Below are 25,765 nucleotides of genomic sequence, written 5' to 3' on the forward strand. Positions count from 1 at the left end.
CGTGGCCCGTCACGGCCGTCATCCCGGGGACTGCCCCTCGCTCGACGAGGAGGACCGCCCGTCGTCCTCGCTCGATGAGGACCGGTCGCTCCGTTCCCCCGGAAGGAGCCGCCTCGCCAGCGCGCCGAGCCGCTTGTACGCGAGGTTGACGTACAGCCCCGCGAGGAACACCGTTCCGGCGACGAGGGCGTCGTTGCTCGCCGCCTCTGCCAGAACGACGTCCGAGAGCAGGAAGACCCCGATGCCGAGCGGCAGCGCGGCGAGGAGGCGGAAGTTGTACCGGAGCAGCCTGCCGGTCGAGCCGTCGAACCGCTCGATCAACGTCGTGAAGACGAACCCCAACGCGCCGAGCAGGCTGAACACGGGAACGTACGGCGGAACGATGCCGGTCGAGAGGCCCGCCACTCCGAGGAGGGGGCCGTCGTACGCGAGGGTCGCCGCCGCCACGAGAACGGCGGTCAAAAGGAGATCGCCCGCGATGACCGCGATCCCGACGCGCGAGCGGTACCAGGTCCGATCGAGCCACCCGGGCCCGGTCGCGCTGCCTTCCGGATCCGATCTGCCGTCCGGACGCGGCCCGTCATCCGGGCCCGGCCCGTCGCGACCCCCGTCCGAGCCGGTCCTCTCGAGTTCGGCCGGCTCCCGTCCCGTTTGACTCGCCATCGACTCGGGGGGTTGTCAGCGAGAAATAATTAATCTTCCCCGGGAGATGACCTCCGTTTCCGACCCGGCGAGCGGCCCGAGCGGACGGATCTCGGCTTACGCGGCCGCGCCGACGTGTGGTTTCACCGCGCGAACGATCTCGTCGACGTCGTAGCCGTCCTCGTCCTTGTCGAAGACGACCTCCCCGTCGACGCGGACGATGAACACGCCGTGGTCGCCCGTCACGAGCGCGACCTCGTCGAGTTCCTCCCCGAACTGCTCGAGGACCGCCCGCGAGACGTCCTGTGCCCGGTCCAGCATGCCGCACGGTACGCAGTACTCGACCTCGACTCGTGTCATACGCGTGGTCCTTGGAGCCGAAACGGGTTAAATGGGAACCCTGGAAAGCGATTTCCCGTCCGGATCGAGGGAGGAAGGTCCGGAAACGGTCGATCCGCGCGTCGGTCGTTCAGGGATTCAAAACGGTGACGCCGTTGATCTCGAAGCGTGCGCCGCCGTCCTCGGACTCGGTGACGTGGAGGTTCCACCCGTGAGCCTCGACGATCCGTTCGACGATGGCGAGTCCGAATCCGCTCCCGTCCTCCGAGGACGTGTATCCGGTCTCCAGCACGCGGTCGCGTTCGTCTGGGTCGACCCCGGGCCCGTCGTCCTCGACGTAGAACCCGTCCTCGCCGTCGAGGCTTCCGAGGCGAACCGTGACGGTCGGCCCGCCGTGTTCGACGCTGTCGCCGGGCGAAGCCCGGCTGCTAGTCGAACCGTGTTCGACGCTGTTCCGGAACAGGTTCTCGAGGACGTGGAGGAGGCGGTCACGGTCCGCCCGGATCGTCGCCGTCGTTTCCGGAACCAGCTCCGCGTCGCCGGTGTCCACCCTCGCCCAACACTCGCGGGCACACGCCGCGAGGTCGACTTCGGTGGTCTCGTCGACGGTCTTCCCCTCGCGAGCGAGCGTGAGCGTCTCCTCGATGATCCCCTCCATCCGATCGAGGGCGGGAGCGACCGATTCCAGGTGTTCGTCGTCGGGGTGTCGTTCCCGGGCGAGATCGACGCGTCCCTTGACGACGGTAAGCGGGTTCCGGAGGTCGTGTGAGACGACGCTCGAGAACTCCTCGAGCCGATCCCGCTCCCGTTGGAGTTCGTGCTCCCGTATCCGGCTCCGCTCGGCCGCGATCTCGCGTTCGATCGCCCTCGCCTCGAAGAGCCCGATCACCAGCCCGATCCCCGCACCGAGGCTGACGGCCCACCGCACCCAGCCGACCACTTGGAACCACGTCTCCAGCGGCATGGTCGCCATGAACCCGACGTTGACGGCCAGCAACGCGAACGAACCCGCGAGACACCAATATCCCAGACGCGTGTACCGTGCCGCCGGCAACTCGGAGGCCCCGATCCAGCGAGCGGCGTAGCTGAAGCCGAGAACGAGGAGTGCGGAGGTGACGAACCCTATCCAGTACCCGTCCGGAGGTGGAGCCACACCGAAGGAGACGAGAACGATCTCGAACACGAGCGAGCAGGCGACTACGGCGGCGAGAAGGAGGAGCGGCCACAGCGAGCGGAGTCCCGTCGTCGTATCAGGACCCATACCATGGCGTCCGCCGGAAGGGTATTTAATCCAAACGTCACGTGTGGACGCCGATCCTCCGGATTCAGACCACGAGCGCGTCGAGGACGACCGCGAACAACAGGAGCCCGAGGTACGCGTTCGACGCGTGGAACGCCCGGAACGCCGCGGACTCGCTCCGCTCGTAGTGGAGCCGGACGACGGCCCACAGGAAGACCGCGCCGAGCGCCACGCCGACGAGCGCGTACAGGCCGCCGAGCGGCTCGGCGACGAGTGCGAGCACCGCGGCGGCGACGAGCGTCGCCCCGAGGTACCAGATGACGTGCCGCCGGGTGGCGGTCTCGCCGCGAACGACGGGCATCATCGGGAAGCCGCCGCGCTCGTAGTCCTCCTTGTACGCCAGCGCGAGGTTGTAGAAGTGCGCGGGCGTCCACAGGAAGATCACGGCGGCGAGGAGCAGCCCGCCGCCCCCGACCTCGCCGGTGACCGCCGCCCAGCCGATGAGCGCCGGGAGCGCCCCCGCCGCCCCGCCGATGACGGTGTTCTGGACCGTGTTCGGCTTCAAAACGAGCGTGTACACGACGCTGTAGAACAGGATCGCGACCAGCCCGAGCGCGGCGGTAAGCGGGTTCACGCTCCAGAACAGCCCGAGCGAGACCGCCGTCAACAGCCCGCCGAACGCGAGGGCGTGCGGGACCGGGACCAGATCGGTCGCCAGCGGGCGGTCGTTGGTCCGTTGCATCCGCCTGTCGACGTCGCGTTCGAACACGTGGTTGAACGTCCCGGACGCGCCGATCGAGAGCGCGCCGCCGACGAGCGTCGCCGCGACCGCGTACGGGGTGAACCCCGGACCGCCGGCCAGCGCCATCGCGGCGGCGGCGACGAGACAGAGCAGCCACATCAGCCGCGGCTTCATCAGTCGGAAGTACGCGGCCGCGGTGGCGCGCAGCCGGGGCACCGTCGCCGTCGGCACCGACGGCTCGGGAGCGTCCTCGACCGGGGGGAGGTGGTCCGTCCCCGGCTCGAAGTCGGTCGGCGCGTCGTCGGCGTCGCCGGTCGCGGCCTCGAGCCACCACGCCAGCGCCGCGAGGACGCTCGCGAAGATCGTCACGCCGAGGACGAGGTGGACCAGTCCGAGCGGGACCGCCCCGCCCGGCACCGTGAGCGAGGTCTCGCCGAGGGCGACGACCGCCCCGATCCCGGCCTGTGCCGGGAACAGCGCGAGCGCGAGGAGGAGCGCGGCGCGGACGCGGCGGCTCGCACCGTCCCGGAACGCCAAGGCCGCGGAGGCGACGACGGAGACGCCGACGGCGGCCGCCAGCGCGCGGTGGCCGAGCGCGACCCAGGCCGCCGGCTCCGCGGGGAGCGCGAAGCCGCCGCCGCAGGCGGGCCAGCCGCCGCAGGCCGCCGCGGCGTCGGTCAGGGAGGTCGTCGCCCCGACGACGACGAGGAGGTACACGCCCATCGCCGCCGCGGCGAGGACCGCGGGGAACCGGTCGGGTATCGTCACGTGGATCGGCTTGGGCGTCGGTCCATATATGTCCCGCGCTTCCGTCGGTCGTCGGTCGGCCGCGACGCCGCCCCGAACGGACCTCGGTTCGGGTGCGGCCTCACCCGCGACGCTCGAGGACCCGGTCGATGATGTCGCCCGTCGAGAGCAGCTCGTCGTCGTGTCCGGGTTCCCGGCCGGACGCCCGCTCGACGCGGCAGTCGATGCCCCGGTCCTCGAGCGCGGCCGCGATCGCGGCCGCGTCGTGGTGCTGGTCGAAGCCGAGCACGATGACGTCCGGGTCGATCGCCTCTATCGGCACGAAGATGTCCTCGTCGTGTCCGAGGTGGGCCTCGTCGACGGCGGCGAGCGCGGCGACCATGTCGCGCCGCTGTCGGTCCGAGAGGATCGGCTCCGCCTTGTGGGTGACGTTCGATCCCCGTGCGACGATCGCGTGGAGCTCGTCGCCGTACGTCGCGGCGTCCTCGAGGTAGTGGACGTGGCCGGGGTGAAGCAGGTCGAAGGTTCCCTGCGCGACGACCCGCGTCATCGCAGCCACGAGAGGAACCCGCCCCGGTCGTCGTTCGCGTCTCCCAGCTCGCGGTCGATGTCCTCCTGGGTGAAATCGAAGAAGTGCTCGTCGGGCATCTCGACGTCGAGCACCTCGAGGGTGCGCTGGTTCCCCTCGTTGTCGAACGCCTTCCAGTCGCCCCACCCGTAGGGCGCGCCGACGATGACGTGGACCTCGCCCTGTCCGAACGTCGCGAGGTCGGCGTCGCTCGGCCGGAGCACGCCGTTCGGGTGCGAGTGGACCGACCCGACCGAGCGCATGTCGTTCGGCTTCATGTGGGACCTGACCGACGCGCTCATCGGCGAGGACTCCGTTCCGGGGATGACGAGGACGTCCGTGATGACCTGGCCGTCCCGGTCGATGTCGAGGGCGCTCGCGTCGTCCGCGCGGAGGAACCCCATGTACTCGTTGGGGTGGGTCGCCTCGCTGGCCTCGAGGACGAACTCCATCGTCTCCCGGGCGATCCCGAGGAGGTCGTCCGACCGGAACAGTCGCATGCCTCGAGACACTCGCCGTCGACTCATATGGGTTCCGGACCGCCGGGCCGCGACCCGGCCGCGACCGCCGCCTCGACGGCCTCCGTCCGGCGAGCACGATATAACAAGCTTAACACCGTCCGATCCCGAACGACGTGTATGAGCGAGCACACCGCCGGGGATTCCGGCATGCGGGACGATTCGAGTCCCGAACCCGACGCCGTGAGGGCGGAGGGGAAACCCGAGGACCGGGACGTCGTCTACGACCTCGCGCCCGACTGTACCCTCGAGGACGTCGAGACCGACGCGCTGTATCACGCCGCCGTCAACGGCGTCGTCGAGTACGGCGTCTTCGTCGACGTCTCCGACGCCGTGAGCGGGCTCGTCCACGAGTCGAACCTCGAGGGCGAGTACGCGGTCGGTGACCGGCTGATCGTCCGGCTGACCGAGGTCAAGGAGAACGGCGACGTCGCCTTCGACGAGGCGTCGCCGGGCGGCTACACGACCGAGACGGTCGAACACGAGCCGACGATCTCGCGCGTTCGCGGGCTCGTTCCCGGCGACGAGGTGACCGTCGAGGGCGAGGTCGTCCAGACGAAACAGACGGGCGGGCCGACCATCTTCGGCGTCGCCGACGCCTCCGGCGTCGTCTCGTGTGCCGCCTTCGAGGAGGCGGGCGTGCGGGCGTACCCCGGGATCGAGGTGGGCGACATGGTCCACGTCTCCGGGACCGTCGAGACGCGTGAGGGCGGACTCCAGCTCGAGGTCGATTCGCTGAAGGGGCTCTCCGGAGAGCGGGAGACGGAGGCGAGAGACCGGTTCGAGGCGGTACTCGAGGAGCGCGCGGAACCGGCCGACGTGGACCCACTCGTCGAGTGGGAGGCGTTCGAGTCGATCCACGACGACCTCCGCGAGTTGGCCCGGCTGCTCCGGCGAACCGTGCTCTCCGGACGGCCGATCCGGGTCCGCCACCACGCCGACGGCGACGGCATGTGCGCGGCGATCCCGGTCCAGTTGGCGCTCGAACGGCTCGTCCGCGAGGTCCACGAGGACCCGGACGCCTCCCAGCACCTCTTCAAGCGGCTCCCGAGCAAGGCCCCCTACTACGAGATGGAGGACGTCACCCGCGACCTCAACTTCGCGCTCGAGGGGCGCGCCCGCCACGGCCGGAAGCTCCCGCTCCTGCTCATGCTCGACAACGGGTCGACGGAGGAGGACGTCCCCGCCTACGAGAACCTCACGCACTACGACATCCCGATCGCGGTCGTCGACCACCACCATCCCGACCCGGAGGCGGTCGCCCCGCTGCTCGACGCCCACGTCAACCCGTACCTCCACGGCGAGGACTACCGGGTCACCACCGGCATGATGTGCGTCGAGCTCGCCCGGCTGATCGACCCGTCGCTCACCGAGGAGCTCGAACACGTCCCGGCCGTCGCCGGGCTCTCCGACCGGTCGAAGGCCGAGGCGATGGACGAGTACGTGGACCTGGCCGCCGAGGCCGGCTACGGGAAGGACGACCTCCTCGACATCGGCGAGGCGCTCGATTACGCCGCCCACTGGCTGCGCTACTCCGAGGGGAAGACGCTCGTCAACGACGCCTTGAACGTCGGCTGTGACGACCCCGAGCGCCACGAGGAGCTCGTCGAGTTCCTCTCCGAGCGCGCCGAACGCGACGTGGACCGCCAGCTCGAGGCCGTCGACGAGCACGTCGAACACGAGCGGCTCGCCTCCGGCGCGCACCTCTACCGGATCGACGTCGACGAGTACGCCCACCGGTTCACGTACCCCGCGCCGGGGAAGACGACCGGCGAGTTACACGACACGAGAGTTCAGGAGACGGGCGACCCCGTCATCACGATCGGGTACGGCCCGGACTTCGCCGTCCTCCGCTCGGACGGCGTCCGGCTCGACATCCCGACGATGGTCACCGAGCTGAACGAGGAGCTCCCCGAGGCGGGCGTCTCCGGCGGCGGCCACCTCGTCGTCGGCTCGATCAAGTTCGTGAAGGGTCGGCGCGAGGCCGTCATCGACGCGCTCGTCGAGAAGATGGCCGACGCGGAGATCGACGAGGCCCTCTCGTCGACGGCCGTCATCGACGACGACTGAGCCGGCGAGCCTTTCGCTCGATCCCGTTCACGCGAACGCCACCTCGCGACGAGCGACCGCTCCGGCGACGACCACCGTCCCGAGCAGTCCGCCGACGGTTCCGACCGGCAGGTGGACGCCGCCGCCGCGCCAGTCGGCCGCGTACGTCCGGGCGTAGAAGTCGGCGACGCCCGCGTTCTCGACGGCGAGGAGCACCTCGCGGTTCTCCGTCGTCGCTCCCTCGTTCCAGTTGAGACTCCCCACGACGGCGGTGTCGTCGACCACGAGCCCCTTGGCGTGGACCTTCTCGTACCGGCCGCGCGGCTCCGCGACGGCGACCTCGATCGGTTCATCGGACAGCGCCTCCGCCAGCTCGCGGTTCTCCTCGCGGTCGTACCACGCGTTCGACAACAGGAGGTGGACGTCGACGCCGCGGTCGGCCGCGCGGCGAAGCGCCCGGACGATCCGGCCGTCCGGCCCGCCCGTCCGCGGGACGATCGCGAGGACGCGGTCGTCGGCGGCGTCGATCCGCTCGACGAGTCGGTCGCCCGCGTTGCCGGGCGCGGTGAGCAGTTCCACGTCCGCGGGCGCTGGCGTCGGCGGATCGAACCGTGTGGGATACAGTCGGTCCTCGTCTCCCGAGCCTTCGCCGTCGCCGTCGTCGTCCCCGTACCTCGGCGGGCCGTGAAACGTCGTCTCCTCGCGAAACGCGCGCCAGGACCGGGTGTCGGGACCGGTCGCGTCGTTCTCGAAGAGCGCCGCGAGGTCCTCGGCGACCGCCGGGTCGTCCGCGATCACGCCCCAGCCGCGGTTCGACTCCCCGCCGGTCCCCGACCGCTTCCAGTTCTCCGTGAGCACGACCGCCCGGTCGTCGGCGACCGCGTACTTGGCGTGGTGAAACCGGAACCGGTCCGGGTCGCCGTCGAGGACGCGCACCTCGACGCCGGCGTCGACGAGCCGGTCGGCGACGCGCGCGCCTCGCCGGGGGAAGCCGCCGACCGGGGTTCCCTCCAGCAGGACCCGCACGTCCGCCCCGCGAGCGGCCGCGTCGACGAGTCGGTCCGCAACGCGCTCGGACTCGATCGTGTAGCCGGCGAGGTAGATCCGATCGTCCGCGGTCGCGAGCGGCTCGACGGGCGTCGCCGGGGTGTCCGGGAGGACGAACGGCGTCACCGACGCGCCGGAGACGCGCTCCGGCTCGCGCGGCTCGTACCCGATCGGTCGCCACTCGCCCCACGTCGCTCGCCAGCGGTACCCCTCCCGAACGCGGCCGTACTCGACGACGTCGACGGCGTCGCCGTCGCGGCGCAGTTCGATCCGGTCGCCGCTCGCCGAGAGCGGGAAGTACGCGTCGAGTTGTCGGGCCCCCGGCGGCGTCTCCTCGCCTCTCCCCGCGGCGAGGTGGTCACGCGCGAGCTTCGGCTCCATCGAGAGCGCGACCGTTCCGTTCGCGTCGGGCGGGAGCATCGCGTCGTGGTAGCCGTCCGAGAGCGACCAATTTCCCGGTTCCGGGAGCCGAACGACGAGGTACTCGCCGCGATTGCCCTCGGTGGTCGGGTTGGGATACAGCTCGAGGATCCGCGGATCGGAGGGATCGGCCGTGCGGTTCGCCGCGCCGGACGACGCCGTCGTCTCGTCGGTCGGCGGCTCGGATTCGATCGCTCCGGGCGACCCCGTCGGCGCGGCCGCTCCCGCCACGCCGGCGACGCCCGCGGCCGACGCGACGGTCGCGAGCAGGACCGCGACCGCGACGGCGACCCGGACGGCGCGACCGGACCGAACTGACCGACGGGATCGGTCGATCGAGGGAGGCATACGGGCTCTGGTTGCGGTATCCGGTATAAGCGGTCGGGTGCCCCCTCGTGGTACCACGACCCTCGCAAGGGTTATCCCCGAATCGGTCGTACGTTTGTTTGCAATGGCAAACGGAAAGGTTGATTTCTTCAACGACACTGGCGGCTACGGTTTCATTTCGGCTGAGGACGAGGACGATGACGTGTTCTTCCACATGGAAGACGTTGGCGGCCCGGACCTCGAAGAGGGACAGGAGCTCGAGTTCGACATCGAGTCGTCGCCGAAAGGCCCCCGCGCGACGAACGTCGTCCGCAACTAAGCTCCGTCGGGCGACCGTCGCCCCGAGACCTCACACGACGACCATCGAGCCCGTTTCGTCCTCATCGGAGGGCGCCCGGACGCGACCCAGTTTCTCACGCATATCACGCACGGAGCAGCGTCCGCGTCGGACGCCGAGCCGTCGCTGACGTCGATGTCGACGCATCCTCGAGCCGACGGCTACGAGCGGTTCGAAGGCGATTCGCGGTTCGAAACGAGGGAAACGAGACCCGATCGACCGACTACGCCGGCGTCGCCGCGGCGTCGAGGGTCGCCTGCGCCTTCTCGGCTTCCGTCTGGACGATGAACGAGCGTTCGTCGGCGTACTCGGCGACCGCCTCGAGCGCTTCACGGGTGCCGATCTGTCGGAGCGCCCAGCCGGCCGCCGCGCGGACGTCGTCCGAGTCGTCCTCGGCGAGCGCGTCGGCGAGCGGGTCGATCGCTCGGGTGTCGCCGATGAGTCCGAGCGCGCGCGCGGCGAGCGGCCGGACGTGGTCGTTCTCCATCGTCAGCTTCTCGGCGAGCGGACCGACCGCGTCGGTCGCGCCGATCTCGCCGAGCGCCTTGAACGTCGCCTTCTGGAGCTGCGGGTTCGAGTCCTCGTCGACGTACTCGAGGAGCGTCTCGACCGCATCCGCCGCCGCCATCTTCCCGAGGATCCGGATCGCGAACTGGTCGCGCTTGCCCGCACGCCCGAGCAGTTCCTCGAGCGACGCCTCGGTCTTCCCGCGCTTGCCCATGCGCTCGAGCGCCTCGAGACAGTGCCGTTCCATGAACTCCGACTGGAGCGCGTCGAGCGCGAGCAGGATCATGTCGACGTTGCCCCGCGCCTCGTGTTCCTTCAGCGCGGCCCACTCGACCGGGTAGTCCTTGTAGTGGCCGAGCACGTCGTAGTAGCCCTGCGCGCGGAGTTGCTCGTGGGTCTCGAGGTCGTCCCACTCCTCGGCGTCCTCCAGCCCGTTCTCGAGGGCGTCCGTCGCCTCCAGCAGCGCCGCGATCGTCTCCGCGTCGTCGTCGGGGTCGAGACCCGCGCCGTCGATCCCCGCCTCGACGGCGTCGAGGGCGTCGACGAGGACGGCGATCCGGTCGTCGTCGGTCCCGTCGCCGTCGTTTCCGTCGTCACCGTTCTCGTCGTTGCCGGCCTCAGTCTCGCCGTCCGCGTCGGTGTCGTCGTCAGCGTCGTCGGCGTCGACCTCGTCCGTCTCGTCCGCGTCCGCCGCGTCCGGATCCGTCTCGATCGCGTCCGCATCGATGGCGTCGTCGACCGCCTCCGCGGCCGCGTCGACGAACGTCTCGACCGCGTCGGCCGCGTCTCCGCGGCCCTCGGCGGTCCACTCGGTGTCCTCGAGCGTCGAGGCCGCCGTCCCGATCGCCTCGACGACGTCCTCGGCGTAGGGGCCGCGGGCGTCCTCGACTCCCTCGCGGAGCTCCGCGATCCGGTCCTCGAGGTCGCCGCGCGGGTCGTCGGCGTCCTCGTCGTCCTCGTCGGGTTCGGGGAGGTCGGCGTCCGCCAGGGCGTCCTCGGCGTCGTCGAGCAGCGCCTCGACGTCGTCGAGGTCCGCCTCGGTCTCGGCGTCCTCGAGCAGCGCCTCGATCTCCTCGAGGTACTCGGTCAGGGACTCCTCGGTCGCCTCGTCGGGGAGCGTCGGGGCGGTCGCCTCGGGCTCGTCGGCCTCCGCCGTGTCGGCGGCGTCGGCCTCCTCGGAGGCGTCGGCCGGCTCGTCGTCGCCGTTGCTCATATACCGGAGAATGCGCGCGTCGTCCATTAAGACGTTTCCCTTCGCGGCGGTCCGCTCGCCGAGCGCGTCCCCACCGCGCCGGGGCCGCAGTCCGGACGACGTGCCGGGGCCGCAGCCCGGACCGAACGCGCCGCGGTCCGGACCGGACACGCCGCGTAGCCGACCACGGCGGCGACGCTCGAACGATCACCGACGGGGTACACGGAGGGCGGGACCCCGAGCGGGAGGACGGCTACCGTTCGATCTCGACCGTCAGATCGGTCGCGATCCAGGCGTCGGTGTTGCCTTCCTCGATGAAGACGGTCCGGTCGGGCGTGGTGTGGTTCATCGCCACGGCCGGCGGTTCGTCGTCCGGAGCGTTGCGGTCGCGTTCGACGCGTTCTCCGCTACTCATTATCGGCCGCTCGGGGACGGGAGGGGTTATAGGTTTCGGTCGGCCTAAACCATGTGGCCGACGCGGGAAGCGCTCGGCGTGCGGATCGGTCGGATCCCGGGCCGGTGATGGCGGCGATCCGGGCGGGATATCGGAGGGCATTACCCCGACGGCGGCGTGGATCCGACGATGACGGACTCGCTTTTCACGCCGTTCTCGCTGCGCGACACGGAGATCCCGAACCGGGTCATGCTCTCGCCGATGTGTCAGTACTCCGCCGAGGAGGGACTGGCGAACGAGTGGCATCGGGTCCACCTCGGCACCCGCGCGGTCGGCGGCGCGGGCGTCGTGATGGCGGAGGCGACCGGGGTCGAGCGGCGCGGCCGCATCACGCCCGGCTGTCTGGGTATCTGGTCGGACGAGCAGGCCGAGGCGCTCGAACCGGTCACGTCGTTCGTCCGGTCGCAGGGCGCGGTCCCCGGGATCCAACTGGCTCACGCCGGGCGGAAGGCCTCCCACGCCCCGCCGAGCGAGGGCGGCCACGCCCTTCCGGAGGACCACGCGGACGGGTGGGAGACGATCTCGGCGACCGACGAACCCTACCCCGACGAGGAGCCGGCGGCGACCCGCCGGATGGACGCCGGCGACGTCGAGGACGTGATCGACGCGTTCGCCGCCGCCGCGGAGCGCTCGCTGTCGGCCGGCTTCGAGATCGCCGAGGTCCACGCCGCCCACGGCTACCTCCTCCACCAGTTCCTCTCGCCGGTCACTAACGACCGCGACGACGAGTACGGCGGGAGCTTCGAGAACCGGACGCGGCTGGTCCGCGAGGTCGTCGAGGCGGTCCGCGGCGTCTGGCCCGACGACAAGCCCGTCTTCGTCCGGATCTCCGCGACGGACTGGCTCCCCGACCGCGATTCGTGGGACGTGGACGACTCGGTTCGACTGGCCCCCCTGCTCGCCGAGGCCGGCGCGGACCTGATCGACGTCTCCGGCGGCGGGATCCACCCGGACCAGCAGTTACCGAACGCGGGACCGGGCTATCAGGTGCCGTACGCGGAGGCGATCCGCGAGGAGACGGACGTGCCGGTCGCCGCGGTCGGCGGGATCACGGAGCCGACCCACGCCGACGCGCTCGTGCGCAACGGCCGGGCCGACCTCGTCGCGCTCGGCCGCGAGATGCTCCGACACCCCTACTGGCCGCTCGAGGCCGCCCACGAGCTCGACGTGGAGGTCGAGTGGCCCGTCCAGTACCGCCGCGGCCGGTTCGAGTAGCGGCGGGTCGGCCGTTCCGTTCGTCCTCCCCGGCCGGGTGCCCTCCCCGGCCGGGCGCCTTCCCTGACCGGGTACCTTCCTCCGGACGGGCTTTTTATCTCCCGGCCGCGTACGGGAGCACATGAGTTCCCGTGGTTCCCGCGACGGCCCGCGTGACGACGACCTCGAGGAGCGGCTCGACGAGCTCGAGGACGTCCTCTCCGAGCTCCGGGCGGACCTGCGATCGAGCGATCGGGAGGGCCGCGACCGATCCGGTCCCGTCCGCTCGCCCCGCCCGTCCGGCCCGCCGCGACCCCCGCGGCTCTCCGAGCTGGTCCGGTTCACCGAGGAGTACACCATCCCGACGGTGATCGCCCTCCTCGAGACCACGATCACGTCGCTGGAGCTGTTGCGCGGGACCCTCCGGCTGCTCGATCCCGGGCGCGACCTGCGCGAGGACGCGGACGCGACCGCGGGTCGGCTCGCGGGCGCTCGCGACGGGGCGGCGGCCGGGCTCGCGCGCTCGCTCTCGGAACTCCGGACCGCGCTCGCGGAGGCCGACCTCCCCGAGGAGGCCGCCTCGCGGTCGATCATCGAGGACGCCCGCGACCTCTCCGCGGAGATCGAAGCGCGGATCGAGGAGGGGCGCCGGGAGGTGGACGCAACGAGGCGGTCGGATCGGAGAGCGGACGACCGAACGCGGAGCGACGATCGAACGCGAGGGGACGACCGAACACGACGGGGCGATCGAGGCGACGACGGCGCGGTCCACATCGACGTGACCGACCCGGACGACGAGCGGGGGGGCCGTTCGGCGGACGAGGGCGGCGGAGACGAGCCCGACGTCGGGAAGCGACCCGAGGTCGACGTCGAGTCGGAGCTCGAGTCGATCAAGAGCCAACTCGACGACGAGAACGACGGGGAGAGCGAGGCGGACGACGGTTCCGAGAGCGACGAGGCGGATGCCGGCGGCGAGGAGGGAGATTCCGACGGCGACGACCGCTGACGGGCCCGGTCACCACTCCGCGCCGAGGTGGTCGGCGACGCGCTCGGCGGAGTCGCAAAGTAACGCGCCGTCGTCGGTGAACACCTCCAGCGCGACGGTGCCCTCGAACTCCCCGAGCGCGTCGCTCGCGCCCCCGTAGTCGACCTCGCCAGCGCCGACCGGCATGTGGGTGTCGCCGCGCCGGCGCACGTCGTGACAGTGGAGGTGCGAGATACGGTCGGCGTGGCTCCGGAGGAACCGCCGTATCGCCCCGTTCCCGCCCTCCATGTAGGCGTGGCCGACGTCGAAACAGACCGCGGTGTCGGTCTCGCGGGCGATGTCGCCGAGCACCGAGAGCTGGATCCCGCGGTGCTGGTGGCCCACGTTCTCGACGACGACCTCAACGCCCGCGTCGCGGCCGGCGTCCGCCACGCGGCGGAGCTGGTCGGCGGCGACCTCGCGGAACTCCACGTCGTCGCGGTCGGCGGAGGTGGCGTGGAGGACGGCCTTCTCCGCGCCGAGATCGCCGACCGCCTCGAGGAGCCGCCGCTGGTAGGCGACGATGGCGTCGTTGACCTCGGGGGCGTAGCTCGTGAGGGGTTGGCTGTACGGCAGGTGAACCACCAGATCGCGACCCGCCAACGCCCGGTCGAGCCGATCCGGGTCGATCGACTCGGGCGGGAGGCTGCCCGCGCCGACGCCGAGCTCGACGAAGTCGAACGCCGCCGGCGACGCCGCCAGCCGGTCGAGGTCGTCGCCGACGGTCACGCCGATGTCCATACCGGCGGACTGGGTCGGGATCGACTTAAACACGGGCGGATTCCTGTCGGGTACTCGTCCGGTCGTGGTGCGGTGGCGCGACCCCGCGAGTGCCCGGGAGGGCACGAGCGGGGCGCGAGGTCCGGTGCGGTCCGTACCGTTCAAACGGCGTGGTTCGCGAGATGCGCCGTCAGGACTCGCGCCACTTGTGGCCGCACTCGACGCAGGTGAACAGCCGAACCTCGTAGGAGCCGCCCGGCTTCGGCATCATCTCGTAGTGGGCGCGGTCGCCGTCGCAGTCGTCCGCCGGACAGGGCTCCCGCATCGTCTCGCCGGATCCCTGGGTCGCGTCGGCCACGTCGGGTGCCCCGTCGTCCCGCTGTCCGTCCCGGGTCGTCATCGACGACTCCGCTCGCGAGTCCCGCGGCTCCTCGTTCTCACAGGAGCGACACACCCACGTGTCGCCCTCCGTGCGCATCATCGAACCGCACTCGTCACAGAATCGCATACGACGCGGAGACACACGGCTGTCGGATATATGTGTTAACTTCCGATCCGTCGTGGACGTCGGGCGACCGCTTCGCGCGTCCGAACTCACTCCTCGTCGACGAGCGAGCCGAGCACGCGCTCGGCGTCGGCGGGCACGTCGAAGTCGTGGTAGTGCTCGCCCTTCTCCTTCGAGAGGACGTTGAGCGCGGCCGCCGCACCGTCGCCGGCGGAGATGACCGCCTGCCACTCCTCGGCGCGGACCATCGCGCCCGTCGCGTAGGCGTTCTCCACGGAGGTCTCCATGTCCACGCCGACGTCGACCGTGTCGTCCTCGGCGAAGTCACAGCCGAGCTCCTCGGCGAGGTCCCGGCTCGCGCCCGTCGCGAGCACGACGTAGTCGGCGGCGTACTCTTCCTCGGCGGTCGAGACGACGAAGCCGTCGTCGGCCGCCTCGACGCCGGTCACCTCCACGCCCTGGTGACGCTCGACGCCGAAGTCGTCGACCTGGTCGCGCATGGTGTCGACGAGGAGGGTGCCGTCGACCGACCCGATGCCGGGGTAGTTGAACAGGTGTGCCTTGTGCATCCACGTGCCGTCGGTGTCGAAGACCGCCGTCTCGAGACCGTTCTTTGCGGTGAAGAGGGCTGCGCTCAGACCCGCGGGGCCGCCGCCGATGACGATGACGTTTGCCATGTCGGAGACACGGGCTCGACCCGCATAAACGCGCGGTAACGGGAGTGTGATCGGGTGGCTGGAGGGGAATCGGCGTGGATTCGACGGGGGTTCGGAAGGTGATCGAACGGCGGCCGATCAGTCGTCCGCGAGCGGCGCGTCGACGTCGATCTCGCCGGCGTCGATCTCGGCTTCCACCTGTCGGGCGGCCTCGACCATGTTCTCGGTCTTGCCGTAGGCGATCTCGCGGGGGAGCAGCTTCAGCCCGCAGTCCGGCGATATCGTCAGCTTCTCCGGTGGGACGACGCGGAGGCCCTGCCGGATGTTCTCCTTGATCTCCTCGACCGGCTCGACCTCGGCGGTGTGGGCGTCGACGACGCCGAGCGCGAGGTCCGGCTCGAACTCGGGGTCCTCGAACGTCGGGATCTGCTCGTAGTCGCCGTTACACAGTTCCACGTCGAACTCGTCGATCGGGAAGTCGTTGATCTCGGGGTAGATCCGCGAGTAGTCGCCGTAACAGACGTGTAAGCCGATCCGCACGTCCTCGTCGATCCCCGAGACGATCCGGTCGAGCGCCTCGCCGACGATGGCGTGGTCCTCCGGCGTCGTCGCCAGCGCGGGCTCGTCGATCTGGACGTAGCGCGCGCCGGCCTCGACCAGCTTCTCGACCTCCTCGTTGACGAGGTCAGCGAGGTCGTAGACGAGCTCCTCGGTGGAGGAGTACGCCTCGTTGAACGCCCAGAACCCGAGCGTGTACGGTCCCGTGATCGGTACCTTGACCGGCCGTTCGGCGACGTTCGTGGTGAACTCGAACTCGTCGACGAGCCACGGCTCGTCGTAGGAGACCTCCTCGACGACGCTCGGCTTGTCGAAGTAGTTGTGGCCCCACACCTTCACCGGGCCGTTGAACTCGTAGCCGTCGATGCGCTCGGCGAAGAACTCCACCATCTCGTTGCGGCGCATCTCGCCGTCCACGACCGTGTCGAGCCCGGCGCGCTCGTGTTCGTGGGTGATCAGCCGGCAGGCGTCGTCGTGGGCCTCCGCGAGGTCCGACTCGTCGAACTTCGAGTCGGGATCCTCGACCAGTTCGTCGGCGCGGTTCAGCCACTTCGGCTTCGGATAGGAGCCGACGACGGTCGTGAGCAGGAACGAGTCGTTCGGGTGGTCTATCGGACGGAACTGTTCGCGGTTGGCGGACGGGTTACGGACCATTATTCGAGCACCTCCGTGGCGGCGGCGAGCGCGGAAAGCTTCGCGCGGTACTTGTTCTCGGGCAGGTAGAACAGCTCGGTGTTCGGCGTCAGGTAGGTCGTCTCGAAGTCGGCGGCGGGGGCCTGTCCCTCGAACCACTCGACGCGTTCGGCGACCGTCTCCGGCTCCTCGACGAGCGTGTTCTGTCCGTCGACGAGCCCGAGCGCGATCGATTCGGTCGCGCCGTACTCCTGGACGTTGTACACCGTGTCCTCGCGGTCGCCGGCGACGAGGTCGAGCCCGAGCGCGTCCGCGTCCGCCTCGTCGACGAGGTGGGCGTAGAGCTTCTCGTCGAGCGCGCCGTAGAACGTCTGGACGACCACGTCGGCGTCGGTCGCCGCGGCGACCGTCGCGATCGCGTCGGTCGCGCGCTCCTCGGTCCCGTCCGCCGGCGGGTTCGTCACCAGCGACGGCTCGAGGAGGAACAGCGTCTCGTGGGCGGGGAACGCCTCGACCTCGCCGGCGAGGAAGTCGGCTATCGCCGCCTGGAACTCGGCGTCGTCGCCGTAGTGCTCGTCGGTCGCCAGGTCGGCGAGCGAGTACGGTCCCGGCAGCGTCGCCGCGAGCGGGGCGTCGCCGGCGTTCGTCCCGTCGATCAGGTCCGCGGCCGCCTCCAACTCGCCGGCGACGTCGCCGGAGAAGTCCAGGTCGTCGACGACCCGCGGGTCGCGGTAGAAGTTGTTGTTGTCGTAGTACCGCACGATCCCGCCGGTCTCGACGCTCTCGTGGACCGTGAGCGGGTGCGCGATCATGTCGTCCCAGCGGGCCTGTCCCTCGGCGACGCGGTCGAGACCGGCCTCGAGCTGGTCGTCGACGAGCTCCGCGCGGACCTCGCCGTACGTCTCCGCGATCTCGCCCCCCTCGTCGCCGCTCAGGAGGTCGCCCTTCTGGTGACCCTTCAGGTCCGAAAGCGTCCCTTTCGCCCAGTCCGGGAGCGGATAGATCCCCGGCGTGGCCGCGACTCGTTCAGTCATCACCGTGGGTTGGATATGCCGTTGTATAATATTTGCGAACCTGTTTCATGCGTCTTGGTTATTCCTATTGCTCACCGAGAGGCGAGCCGAACCCTTAGTACGGGTCGCGTCGAACCCCGACCCATGTCCGTCGTCTCGCTTTTCCCCTCGGCGACGGAGGTCGCGGCGGCGCTCGGCGCCACGCCCGTCGCGGTCTCCCACCAGTGTGATCACCCGCCGACGGCGGCCGCCCGCCCGACGATCACCGGACTCGTTCGCGACCTCGAGGACGACCCCGAAACGCTCGACCGGGTCGTCGCCCACGACGACACCTACTACCTCGACGGCGACGCGCTCGCGGCGGCCGACCCGGACGCGATACTCACTCAGGGCGTCTGTGCCGTCTGCGCGCTCGACGCCGGGCTCGCCCGCCGGGCGGTCGAACGGCTCGACCTCGACGCCGACGTGCTCGACGTCCACGCCGACGACCTCGCGGACGTGCTCGCGAACGTCGAGCGGATCGGCGACGCGGTGGGCCGCCGGGACGCGGCGGCCGAGTTACGCGCGGACCTCGACGCCCGCATCGACGCCGTCGCCGACGCGGTCCCGGGCGGGGACGAAGGGGAGGGCGAAGCCGGAAACCGCCCCCGCGTCGCCGTCCTCGACTGGACCGACCCGCTCCGCCACGGCGGGCTCTGGATCCCGGACCTGATCCGGATCGCCGGCGGGGAACCCGGACTCGTCGCGGCCGGCGAGCGCTCGCGGGCGGTCGACCCGGCGGAACTACGCGAGTTCGACCCTGAGGTGGTCGTCGTCGGTCCCTGTAGCGCCGACGTCGACGAGGCCGAACGCGCGGCACGCGACCTGCTGGAACGCGAGTCGTTCGACGGGACCGCCGCGGTGCGGGAGGGTCGCGTGTTCGCGATGGACGGCACCGCCTACCTGAACCGCCACAGCCATCGGGTCGTCGACACGCTCGAGGCGCTCGCGGCGGTGATCCACCCGGACCGATTCGAGGCGGACGGGAGCGGCAGCGAGGACGCGAAGGTCAGACGCGTCGGTCGAGCCGCAACACGGTGAGCGTCTCGAACGGGAACGACTCCTCGCGGGCGACCGCGTGGGCGAAGCCCGCCTCCTCGACCAGCGCCAGCACCTCCTCGTAGCCCGTGAGCGAGGAGACGAGCAGGAAGACGACCCCGTCCGGGGCGAGCACCCGTCCCACGTCGGCGAGGAACGGCTCGATGAGCTCCCGGCCCGACTCGCCGCCGGAGAGCGCGTGCTCCATCCAGTCGTCCCACTCGTTTTCCGGGTCGGTCGGGAGGTACGGCGGGTTGAAACACACCGTGTCGAACGCGTCGTCGCGGAACGGGTCGAGCAGGTCGGCGACGACCGCCTCGACGCCGCGGTCGCGGGCCTCCCGCGCCGCGTGCGGGTTGCGGTCGCTGCCCACGACGCGGAGCCCCCGCTCCGCCGCGATCCGTTCGGCGACCCAGCCGGAGCCGGTGCCGACCTCCAGCACGCGGCCGCGCGCACCCTCGATGGCCGCCTCAGCCAACAGCCCGGAGTCCTCGGCGGGCTGGTACACCGTCGGCCCGTCGCGGTCGAGGCGGTTCACGACCCCTCCGAGCCGTCCGTCTCACCCGACGGCGTCGGTTCGCCCTCGACGCCGCCGCCGATCCGGGCGTTCAACTCGGCGTCGGCCCCCTCGGTGCGGCTGGAGAGCGTCTGCTGCGGGAAGGGGATCGTGATCCCCTCCGCCTCGAGTTCGGTCTTGATCGCGGCCATGACCGCGGTCTGGGTCCGCCAGCGCTTACGCATGCTCGGGTTCGTGATCCAGTAGCGGACCCCGAAGACGACCGCCGAGTCGGCGAACCGCTTCGTCACGACGTCGGGCTGGGGCATCCGAGCCACCCCGTCGAGCCCGGAGACCGCCTCCTCGATGACGCCCGCCGCCCGGTCGAGTTCGGTGGTGTAGTCGACGCCGACCTCGATCTCGATCCGGAGCCGGTTCCGCCGCGACCGGTCGACGACCGCGCCGGCGCGGACCTCGTCGTTCGGGAGCGTCACCACCTCCCCGTCGAACGAGCGGAGCCGCGTGTTGATGATCGAGATCTCCGTGACGGTCCCCTCGAACTCGCCGATCGACACCCAATCGCCCACCTCGAACGGCCGCGAGAACATCAGGACGAACCCGGCGAGGACGGCCCCGAGCGTCTGTCTGGCGGCCATCCCCACCACGATCCCGAGGAACCCCGCTCCGACGAGGAGGCTGCCGACGTTGTCGGTGAACAGCCCGATGGTCACGAGCACGACGAGGGTGTACACGCTCAACTGGACGATCCGGCGGAGCATCTCCTCCTGGTGTTCGGAGATCGCCGTGCTCTCGACGGAGAGCTCGCGGATCACGCCCCCGAGGAAGTCGGTGATCGCGTACGCGCTCGCGAGCAGGATCACCGCCAACACGACGTTCGACAGCTGGTCCGCGATCGCGGCCGACTGAAACGCGTCGACGAGCGCCCCGCTGCGCTCCCAGACGACGAGAAGCGAGAGCACCCCAACGGCGGTCGTCCCCGCGACCGTCGTCGAGAGCGCCAGCCGCCGCTTCGAGGAGAGCTCCTCGTCCCGCCGTTTCAGCCGCCCGACGACCAGCCGGACGCCGACGACGGCCGCGAGGATCGCCGCCGTGAGGAGGATCCGCCGGACGTTCCCGCTCACGAGCCGGTCGAGGTCGGCGAGCACGCCGACGAGGGTTCCGACCCCGCCGGTCATCGTCTCACGCCTCCGGTTCGAGTCCGGCCGATCACGGTTTCACGGCTCCACGGCATCGTCTCACGCCTCCGCCGGCGACCCGTGCTCGCGGGCGAGCTCCGCCAACGCCGCGAACGCCGAGGGATCGAGCGTCCCCGGCCGTCGTGAGAGGACGTCCTCCCCGGCCGCATCGACGACCGCGTCGGGCCGACCGAGTCCGGAGATGTGCGCAGTGTTGCGGATCGCGTTCCGGACGGTCTTGCGCCGCTGGGTGAAAAGCGCCTTCACGAACCGGAGGAAGAACGCCTCGTCGCCGACCTCGTAGTCGGGGTTCCGCGGCGTACAGCGGACGACCGCGCTCTCGACCGCGGGCTGGGGGTCGAACGCCTCCTTGGGGATCCGCTCGACTATCTCGACGTCCGCGTAGTGCTGTGCGGAGACCGAGAGCCGCCCGTACGCGGACTCGCCGGCCGACGCGACCATCCGGTCGGCGAACTCCGCCTGGAAGGTCAACACGAGCGGCTTCCTCTCGGGGAGCAGCCGGAAGGCGATCTCCGAGGAGATCCCGTACGGCAGGTTCGCGACGCAGGCGGTGAACGGCGGGAGATCGACCGCGAGGGCGTCCCCCTCGATCACCTCGAGGGTCCCCGCGTCGACGGCGTCGGCGAACTCCTCGCGGAGGAACGCGGCGAACGGGGGGTCGCGCTCGATCACGGTCACCCGGCCGGCGGGATCCGGGTCGTTCGCGCCAACCGTCGCGAGCAGCCGGTCCGTGAGCGCGCCCGCCCCGCCGCCGACCTCGAGGACGTGGCTCACGTCCGCGTCCTCGGGGAGGTACGCGGACAGCCGGTCGAGGACTCGGTCGTCGACGAGGAAGTGTTGATCGTTGTCGGGGTTCGCGCGGGTGCCGGCCCGCCGCGCGAGCGAGTCGGGGTCGCGGGTTCCGTACGCGTCCGCGGTCCCCGCCGATCGATCGGTCATGGCCGCGCTACACGGCGGTTCGGGGTAAAAGTCCCGTTTCCGAGTCGATCGCGCCCCGCCGGTTTCGGGTCGACCGGCGTCACTCCTCGTTCCCGACGAACGTCCGGTACTTCAGGTCGTCCTCGCGGACCTCCTCGACGATCCGCTCGAGTATCACCTCGCGGGGGCGGTGGAGTCCCGAGATCCGCTCCGAGACCTCCTCGAAGCTCTCGAACGGGCCGCGTTTCCGCTCGTCGAGCACCCTGTTCCGGAGCTTCTTGCCGATCCCGGGCAGGAGGTTGAGTTGGTGGAGCCGGAGCGTGATCGGCCCCGCCTCGTTGTAGAAGTCGACGAACCGGCGCTCGTCGCCGTCGACGATCGCCTCGACGGCGTACTCGATCTCGGCGGCCGCGTTTCGGGTGAGGTCCTCGAAGTCGACCTCGCGGTACCGCGAGACGGCCGGTCCGTCGAGGTCGACCCGGTCGCTCACGGAGACGTCCGCGTCCTCCTCGAGCGACAGCTCGTACAGCCCGAACGACGCCGTGCCGAGCGCGTACGCCACCGGTGACTTCTGGTAGCCCGGTCGGCCGTCGTCGGGTCGGCCGTTCGGGAGGACGTCGAGGAGGACGGCGACGGAGCGCTCCTCCGTCCCGTCCTCGGAGGCCGAGTCGCGCTCGTCGGCGGCGTCTGTCGCGTGGTCGCTCATGCGAAGGGGTAGCGCGTCCGAACGGTAAAAAACCGCTGCCGTCGGGGAAACCCGGGACCGTTCGGCGATGGCGACCGGGACGACCCCGTTCGGGCCGAAGCGAGACGCTCCGCCGTCTTCAGGCGTACTTCGCGACGACGTCGAGGACTTCGTCGAGCTCCTCGCCGTCGAGCGAGTACCGCTCCTGGGCGAAGACGGAGCGGAGCTCCGTGCGGTCCTCGGGAAGGAGGTCGGTGATCTTGACCGCCGTCGGAACGTCGATCCGCTCGAGTTCGGCGAGCTCCTCGACGAGTTCGCGGGACTCGTCGGCGTCGAGGTGGCCGAACCGGTTCACGTGTTCGATCGCGCGGGCCAGCTCGTATCGAAGCTCGCGCTCCTCGTCCTCCGCGCGGTCGGCCTCGATCTCGCCGAGGATGTCCTTCGCCTCCGCGGTGGTGAGGTACTCCTCGTCCAGCTTCTCCTTGAAGATCGTCATCTTACTGCTGACGGCTCATGTGGGCGGCACGGACGATGAGCGTCTTGGTCTTGCCGCCGTCCGTGATCTCGACTTTGAACGCCGCGCCCTGTTTGCCGGTCACGGTGCCGGTCCGGCCGTCGAAGCGGGGGTGGAAACGACCCTCCTGGACGCTCGGGTCGATCTTGAGGTGGACCCGGCTGCCCTCCTCGAACTCCTGGATCGCGCGCTGGGGCGGCGAGGTTCCGCGGTTTCTCGGCTTGTTCGACAGCTTGTCTCGAGTGGCCTTCTGGGGTCCATTGGAACTCGGCATGGTCGTTGGGGTACGGTTCCGCTGCCGCAGTTATAAATGGTGCGTTACGCGCCGGAGCGCCGAGCGACGCGGCTTTGAGCGTTCGACCCGAAGGCGACGTCATGGACAGGGCCGTTCCGTTCGCCACGGCGTTTCTCGTCGGGGTCTGCGTGTTCGCCTGGCTGGCGGGCCCGGTGCTCGAGGCCCGGTTCGGCACCGAGGCGCTCGTCCTCGCCTACGCCGGCGTCGCCGTCGGTGCTGCGGGAACCACGTACGTGCTGGTCCGGCGACTCGACGCCCGTCTCGGCGGCGGGACGAGCGTGGCACGGGGCGGAGGCGGCGCGAACGACGTCGACGCCGAGGGGGACTCCGCCGCCGCCGCCGAAAACACGAGGGACGGGGGCGAAAACGCCGGCCGAGCCGCCGGGGGTTCCGGCGGTAACGGAGGCGACCGCGCCGGCGACACGGTGACCGTGAGCCTCGACGAGCTGGAGGCACTCGACGTGGAGCGGGAGGTGCGCGAGCTCAAAGCCGAACGGGAGTCGGGAGGTGACGAGTCGGATTGAGTCGGGACGAGCGGGGACTGTGCCGGACGGAACGGCCCTCGGCCCCGTGGAAAGCCCGACGCGAGCCCCTCCATCGAAAGCCCTAATCGCTCGTCTCCCCTGATACGTTCGTAATGAGTCATCAGCTGCCGGACGTACAGGCGTCGGCCCCGGACGTCACCGTCGGGCTCTCGCAGGTCGGCGTCACCGGCGTGGAGAAACTCGTCAAGCTCGCCCGCGGCGACCGGCGACCGATCGTCCTCATGGCCGAGTTCGAGGTGTTCGTCGACCTCCCGAGCGGGCGGAAGGGGATCGACATGTCGCGGAACCTCGCGACGATAGACGAGATACTCGAGGAGATCACTCGCGAAGAGGCCTACCGCGTCGAGGACGTCTGCGGCGACGCCGCCGAGCGACTCCTGGAGAAACACGACTACACCACCACCGCCGAGGTGTCGATGACGGCGGAGCTCGTCACCCGCGAGGACACTCCGGCCTCCGGGCTCGAGACCCAGAGCACGGCGACCATCCTCGCCAGCGCGACCGCGACCGACGAGGGGACCCGCGCGGAGATCGGCGCGGAGGTCACGGGGATGACGGTGTGTCCCTGCTCGCAGGGGATGTCCGAGTCCCGCGCCCGCGAGAAGCTCGCCGAACTCGGCGTCGACGAGGAGACCACCGAGGCGTTCCTCGAGGCGGTCCCGCAGCCGGGCCACTCCCAGCGCGGCCACGCCACCCTGACCATCACCACGGACGGGAGCCCGGAGGTCGACCTCCGCGACGTGATCGACGTCGCCCGCGACTCGATGAGCGCACGGATCTACAACATGGCGAAACGCCCCGACGAGGACCACATGACCTACCACGCTCACGCGAACGCGAAGTTCGTCGAGGACTGCGTGCGCGCGCTCGCCGAGGGGACGCTCTCGGAGTTCGATCACCTCTCCGACGACGCCGTGATCCGCATGAAACAGTCGAACGACGAGTCGATCCACCAGCACAACGCCCACGCCGAACGCGAGGTCACGATGGGCGACCTCCGCGACGAGCTCGGCGAGTAGTCGGCGTCGTCCCTCGGAAGGCGCGTTTCGATCCGATCCGTGGCGAGTTCATCGATCGCCGGTATATATCTTCGACCGGTATCTCACGCCTTTGGAATCTCTACACAATACTATCTGAACGGCGACCGAACCGTCGACCGTACCCATGACCGACATCGACATCGAACCCACCGACACGGTCGACGCGCGCGGAGCCGCCTGTCCCGGGCCGCTCATGGACCTCATCGGACGGGTCCGCTCTGCGAGTCCGGGCGACGTCGTGTTGCTGTTGAGCGATAACGACCAGTCGCTCACGGACGTCTCGGAGTGGGTCGACGAGACCGACAACGACCTGCTCGCCGTCGACGAAACGGGCGACGAGTACGGCTTCTACGTGGAGGTCGCGTAGATGGTCCGGCGCGTCGCGATCCTCGGCGGCGGCACCGGCGGGACCGTGCTCGCGAACGACCTCGCCGACCGGCTCGCCGCGGAGATCGACGCCGGCGACGTCGAGGTGACCCTGATCAACGACGACCCCGACCACGTGTACAAGCCGGTGTGGCTGTACGTCCCGTTCGGGCAGCGCGAGCCCGCGGACGGCCGGCGACCGCTCCGGGAGCTCGTCGACTCCCGTGTCGATCTCGTCGTCGACCGGGTGACCGCGATCGACACGGACGGCAAGGAGCTGTCGCTCCGTGACGGCCCCGGACCTCTCGCGTACGACCGCCTCGTCGTCGCGACCGGCTCGACGCTCGCGCCGGCCGAGGTCCCGGGGCTCGCCGAGGGCGGCCACGACTACTACTCGGAGTCCGGCGCGCTCGCGCTCCGGGAGGAGCTGCTCTCGATGACCGAGGGTCACCTCGTCCTGAGCGTCGTCGGCACGCCGCACATGTGCCCGGCGGCGCCCCTGGAGTTCGCGTTCATGGCCGACGACTGGTTCCGCGAACGCGGGCTGCGCGAGGACGTCGAGATCACCTACACGTACCCGATCAACCGCGTCCACGGCAACCCACACGTCTCCGAGTGGGCCGAACCGATCATGGCGGAGCGCGGCGTCGGCGTGGAGACGTTCTTCAACGCCGAGTCGGTCGATCCCGAGGCGGGAACGATCGCGTCGATGGAGGGAACCGAACTCGACTACGACCTCCTCGTCGGGATCCCGCCGCACCGCGGCGTCGACGTCGTCGAGGAGGCCGGACTGGGCGACCGCGGCTGGGTCGACGTGGACAAGCGAACGCTCGAGGCCGACCGGGCCGACGGCGTGTACGCGATCGGTGACGCCGCAACGACCGGCGTTCCCAAGGCGGGAAGCGTCGCCCACTACCAGGCGGGCGTCGTGGCCCGGCGGATCGCGAGCGAGGTCCGCGATCGTCCCGCGACGGCGACGTACGACGGCAAGACGCTGTGTTTCATCGAGACGGGAATGGACTCGGCCTCGTTCGTCGAGTTCGACTACGAGAACCCGCCGTCGCCGGCACCCGCCTCGGAGAAGCTCCACTGGTCGAAGCTGGCGTACAACGAGTCCTACTGGCTCACCGCACGGGGGTTGCTCTGAGATGTCCGGGGATAACTCCGAGGACTCTGAGGC

At 70.4% G+C, this 25,765-nt stretch carries 29 protein-coding genes; 9 read left to right on the forward strand and 20 right to left on the reverse strand.

Annotated elements, in window-relative coordinates:
• Positions 1-18 precede the first annotated feature (18 nt).
• The 6 genes from F3H10_RS13705 to F3H10_RS13730 form a co-directional block, all read right to left on the reverse strand.
• Positions 19-663, reverse strand: coding sequence for a hypothetical protein (locus F3H10_RS13705; protein WP_149785321.1), 645 nt, complete (start codon positions 661-663; stop codon positions 19-21).
• Between the two features lie 96 nt (positions 664-759).
• Positions 760-1,002: a SelT/SelW/SelH family protein gene (locus tag F3H10_RS13710; RefSeq protein WP_149785322.1), complete on the reverse strand. Its 243-nt coding sequence runs from the start codon at positions 1,000-1,002 to the stop codon at positions 760-762.
• Positions 1,003-1,111: 109 nt separating this feature from the next.
• On the reverse strand, positions 1,112-2,242 hold the full coding sequence (locus F3H10_RS13715; protein ID WP_149785323.1) for a sensor histidine kinase: 1,131 nt from the start codon (positions 2,240-2,242) through the stop codon (positions 1,112-1,114).
• Between the two features lie 64 nt (positions 2,243-2,306).
• On the reverse strand, positions 2,307-3,731 hold the full coding sequence (locus F3H10_RS13720) for a heme o synthase (protein WP_149785324.1): 1,425 nt from the start codon (positions 3,729-3,731) through the stop codon (positions 2,307-2,309).
• Positions 3,732-3,831: 100 nt separating this feature from the next.
• A complete protein-coding gene (locus F3H10_RS13725; RefSeq protein ID WP_149785325.1) occupies positions 3,832-4,260 on the reverse strand; it encodes an adenylyltransferase/cytidyltransferase family protein in 429 nt (142 codons plus the stop codon).
• Positions 4,257-4,778 (reverse strand): Mov34/MPN/PAD-1 family protein, encoded by a 522-nt coding sequence (locus tag F3H10_RS13730; protein ID WP_149785326.1) that lies wholly within the window; start codon positions 4,776-4,778, stop codon positions 4,257-4,259. The genes F3H10_RS13725 and F3H10_RS13730 overlap by 4 nt, the downstream gene beginning before the upstream one ends.
• Before the next feature lie 138 nt (positions 4,779-4,916).
• Between F3H10_RS13730 and F3H10_RS13735 the strand changes: the two genes are divergently transcribed.
• Positions 4,917-6,866: a DHH family phosphoesterase gene (locus F3H10_RS13735; protein WP_149785327.1), complete on the forward strand. Its 1,950-nt coding sequence runs from the start codon at positions 4,917-4,919 to the stop codon at positions 6,864-6,866.
• Between the two features lie 27 nt (positions 6,867-6,893).
• Here the strand turns inward: F3H10_RS13735 and F3H10_RS13740 are convergent, their stop codons facing one another.
• Positions 6,894-8,660, reverse strand: a complete 1,767-nt coding sequence (locus F3H10_RS13740) for a phospholipase D-like domain-containing protein (protein ID WP_149785328.1) — start codon at positions 8,658-8,660, stop codon at positions 6,894-6,896.
• 103 nt (positions 8,661-8,763) lie between these two features.
• Here F3H10_RS13740 and F3H10_RS13745 point away from each other — a divergent pair, with 103 nt between their 5' ends.
• Positions 8,764-8,958 (forward strand): cold-shock protein, encoded by a 195-nt coding sequence (locus tag F3H10_RS13745; protein ID WP_149785329.1) that lies wholly within the window; start codon positions 8,764-8,766, stop codon positions 8,956-8,958.
• Between the two features lie 241 nt (positions 8,959-9,199).
• Here F3H10_RS13745 and F3H10_RS13750 read toward each other — a convergent pair whose 3' ends face one another.
• Positions 9,200-10,723 carry a HEAT repeat domain-containing protein gene (locus F3H10_RS13750; RefSeq protein ID WP_455325739.1) on the reverse strand — a complete coding sequence of 508 codons (1,524 nt, stop codon included), beginning with the start codon at positions 10,721-10,723 and terminating at the stop codon, positions 9,200-9,202.
• Positions 10,724-10,928: 205 nt separating this feature from the next.
• Positions 10,929-11,090: a hypothetical protein gene (locus F3H10_RS16145; RefSeq protein ID WP_188127947.1), complete on the reverse strand. Its 162-nt coding sequence runs from the start codon at positions 11,088-11,090 to the stop codon at positions 10,929-10,931.
• 168 nt (positions 11,091-11,258) lie between these two features.
• On the opposite strand from F3H10_RS16145, the gene F3H10_RS13755 reads away from it, so the two are divergent.
• Complete coding sequence (locus tag F3H10_RS13755; RefSeq protein ID WP_149785331.1) at positions 11,259-12,344, forward strand: NADH:flavin oxidoreductase/NADH oxidase; 1,086 nt, start codon at positions 11,259-11,261, stop codon at positions 12,342-12,344.
• 121 nt (positions 12,345-12,465) lie between these two features.
• A complete protein-coding gene (locus F3H10_RS13760) occupies positions 12,466-13,329 on the forward strand; it encodes a DUF7547 family protein (RefSeq protein ID WP_149785332.1) in 864 nt (287 codons plus the stop codon).
• A gap of 9 nt (positions 13,330-13,338) precedes the next feature.
• Here F3H10_RS13760 and F3H10_RS13765 read toward each other — a convergent pair whose 3' ends face one another.
• From F3H10_RS13765 to F3H10_RS13785, 5 genes are all read right to left on the reverse strand, one after another.
• On the reverse strand, positions 13,339-14,088 hold the full coding sequence (locus F3H10_RS13765; RefSeq protein ID WP_149785333.1) for a sugar phosphate isomerase/epimerase family protein: 750 nt from the start codon (positions 14,086-14,088) through the stop codon (positions 13,339-13,341).
• Positions 14,089-14,257: 169 nt separating this feature from the next.
• Positions 14,258-14,575 (reverse strand): RPA12/RPB9/RPC11 RNA polymerase family protein, encoded by a 318-nt coding sequence (locus F3H10_RS13770; RefSeq protein WP_149785334.1) that lies wholly within the window; start codon positions 14,573-14,575, stop codon positions 14,258-14,260.
• A gap of 86 nt (positions 14,576-14,661) precedes the next feature.
• On the reverse strand, positions 14,662-15,249 hold the full coding sequence (locus F3H10_RS13775) for an NAD(P)/FAD-dependent oxidoreductase (protein WP_149785335.1): 588 nt from the start codon (positions 15,247-15,249) through the stop codon (positions 14,662-14,664).
• Between the two features lie 117 nt (positions 15,250-15,366).
• Positions 15,367-16,440: a methionine synthase gene (locus F3H10_RS13780; RefSeq protein ID WP_149785336.1), complete on the reverse strand. Its 1,074-nt coding sequence runs from the start codon at positions 16,438-16,440 to the stop codon at positions 15,367-15,369.
• Positions 16,440-17,453 carry a 5-methyltetrahydropteroyltriglutamate--homocysteine methyltransferase gene (locus tag F3H10_RS13785; protein ID WP_149785337.1) on the reverse strand — a complete coding sequence of 338 codons (1,014 nt, stop codon included), beginning with the start codon at positions 17,451-17,453 and terminating at the stop codon, positions 16,440-16,442. The genes F3H10_RS13780 and F3H10_RS13785 overlap by 1 nt, the downstream gene beginning before the upstream one ends.
• A 123-nt stretch (positions 17,454-17,576) precedes the next feature.
• On the opposite strand from F3H10_RS13785, the gene F3H10_RS13790 reads away from it, so the two are divergent.
• Entirely contained in the window at positions 17,577-18,512 is a 936-nt protein-coding gene (locus F3H10_RS13790) for an ABC transporter substrate-binding protein (RefSeq protein ID WP_149785338.1), read from the forward strand.
• Here the strand turns inward: F3H10_RS13790 and F3H10_RS13795 are convergent.
• From F3H10_RS13795 to F3H10_RS13820, 6 genes are all read right to left on the reverse strand, one after another.
• The gene (locus F3H10_RS13795; protein ID WP_149785339.1) at positions 18,481-19,047 is read right to left on the reverse strand and encodes a HemK2/MTQ2 family protein methyltransferase; all 567 of its coding nucleotides are present in this window, start codon (positions 19,045-19,047) and stop codon (positions 18,481-18,483) included. The genes F3H10_RS13790 and F3H10_RS13795 overlap by 32 nt on opposite strands.
• Positions 19,044-20,201, reverse strand: a complete 1,158-nt coding sequence (locus tag F3H10_RS13800; protein ID WP_149785340.1) for a mechanosensitive ion channel family protein — start codon at positions 20,199-20,201, stop codon at positions 19,044-19,046. Before F3H10_RS13800 ends, F3H10_RS13795 begins: the two co-directional genes overlap by 4 nt.
• 60 nt (positions 20,202-20,261) lie before the next feature.
• Complete coding sequence (locus F3H10_RS13805) at positions 20,262-21,161, reverse strand: 16S ribosomal RNA methyltransferase A (protein WP_149785341.1); 900 nt, start codon at positions 21,159-21,161, stop codon at positions 20,262-20,264.
• A gap of 79 nt (positions 21,162-21,240) precedes the next feature.
• Complete coding sequence (locus F3H10_RS13810) at positions 21,241-21,846, reverse strand: DUF655 domain-containing protein (protein ID WP_149785342.1); 606 nt, start codon at positions 21,844-21,846, stop codon at positions 21,241-21,243.
• 118 nt (positions 21,847-21,964) lie between these two features.
• Positions 21,965-22,321, reverse strand: a complete 357-nt coding sequence (locus F3H10_RS13815) for an RNA polymerase Rpb4 family protein (protein ID WP_149785343.1) — start codon at positions 22,319-22,321, stop codon at positions 21,965-21,967.
• 1 nt (position 22,322) lies between these two features.
• Complete coding sequence (locus tag F3H10_RS13820) at positions 22,323-22,613, reverse strand: 50S ribosomal protein L21e (protein ID WP_149785344.1); 291 nt, start codon at positions 22,611-22,613, stop codon at positions 22,323-22,325.
• 101 nt (positions 22,614-22,714) lie between these two features.
• On the opposite strand from F3H10_RS13820, the gene F3H10_RS13825 reads away from it, so the two are divergent.
• The 4 genes from F3H10_RS13825 (at position 22,715) to F3H10_RS13840 (ending at position 25,732) form a co-directional block, all read left to right on the forward strand.
• Complete coding sequence (locus F3H10_RS13825) at positions 22,715-23,158, forward strand: hypothetical protein (protein WP_149785345.1); 444 nt, start codon at positions 22,715-22,717, stop codon at positions 23,156-23,158.
• A gap of 113 nt (positions 23,159-23,271) precedes the next feature.
• Positions 23,272-24,198 carry a GTP cyclohydrolase MptA gene (gene mptA, locus F3H10_RS13830; protein WP_149785346.1) on the forward strand — a complete coding sequence of 309 codons (927 nt, stop codon included), beginning with the start codon at positions 23,272-23,274 and terminating at the stop codon, positions 24,196-24,198.
• A gap of 145 nt (positions 24,199-24,343) precedes the next feature.
• On the forward strand, positions 24,344-24,586 hold the full coding sequence (locus tag F3H10_RS13835) for a sulfurtransferase TusA family protein (RefSeq protein ID WP_149785347.1): 243 nt from the start codon (positions 24,344-24,346) through the stop codon (positions 24,584-24,586).
• Entirely contained in the window at positions 24,587-25,732 is a 1,146-nt protein-coding gene (locus tag F3H10_RS13840) for an NAD(P)/FAD-dependent oxidoreductase (protein WP_149785348.1), read from the forward strand.
• Positions 25,733-25,765: the final 33 nt, after the last annotated feature.

The sequence above is a fragment of the Halorubrum aquaticum genome (assembly GCF_900113615.1).
GTDB lineage: Archaea > Halobacteriota > Halobacteria > Halobacteriales > Haloferacaceae > Halorubrum > Halorubrum aquaticum.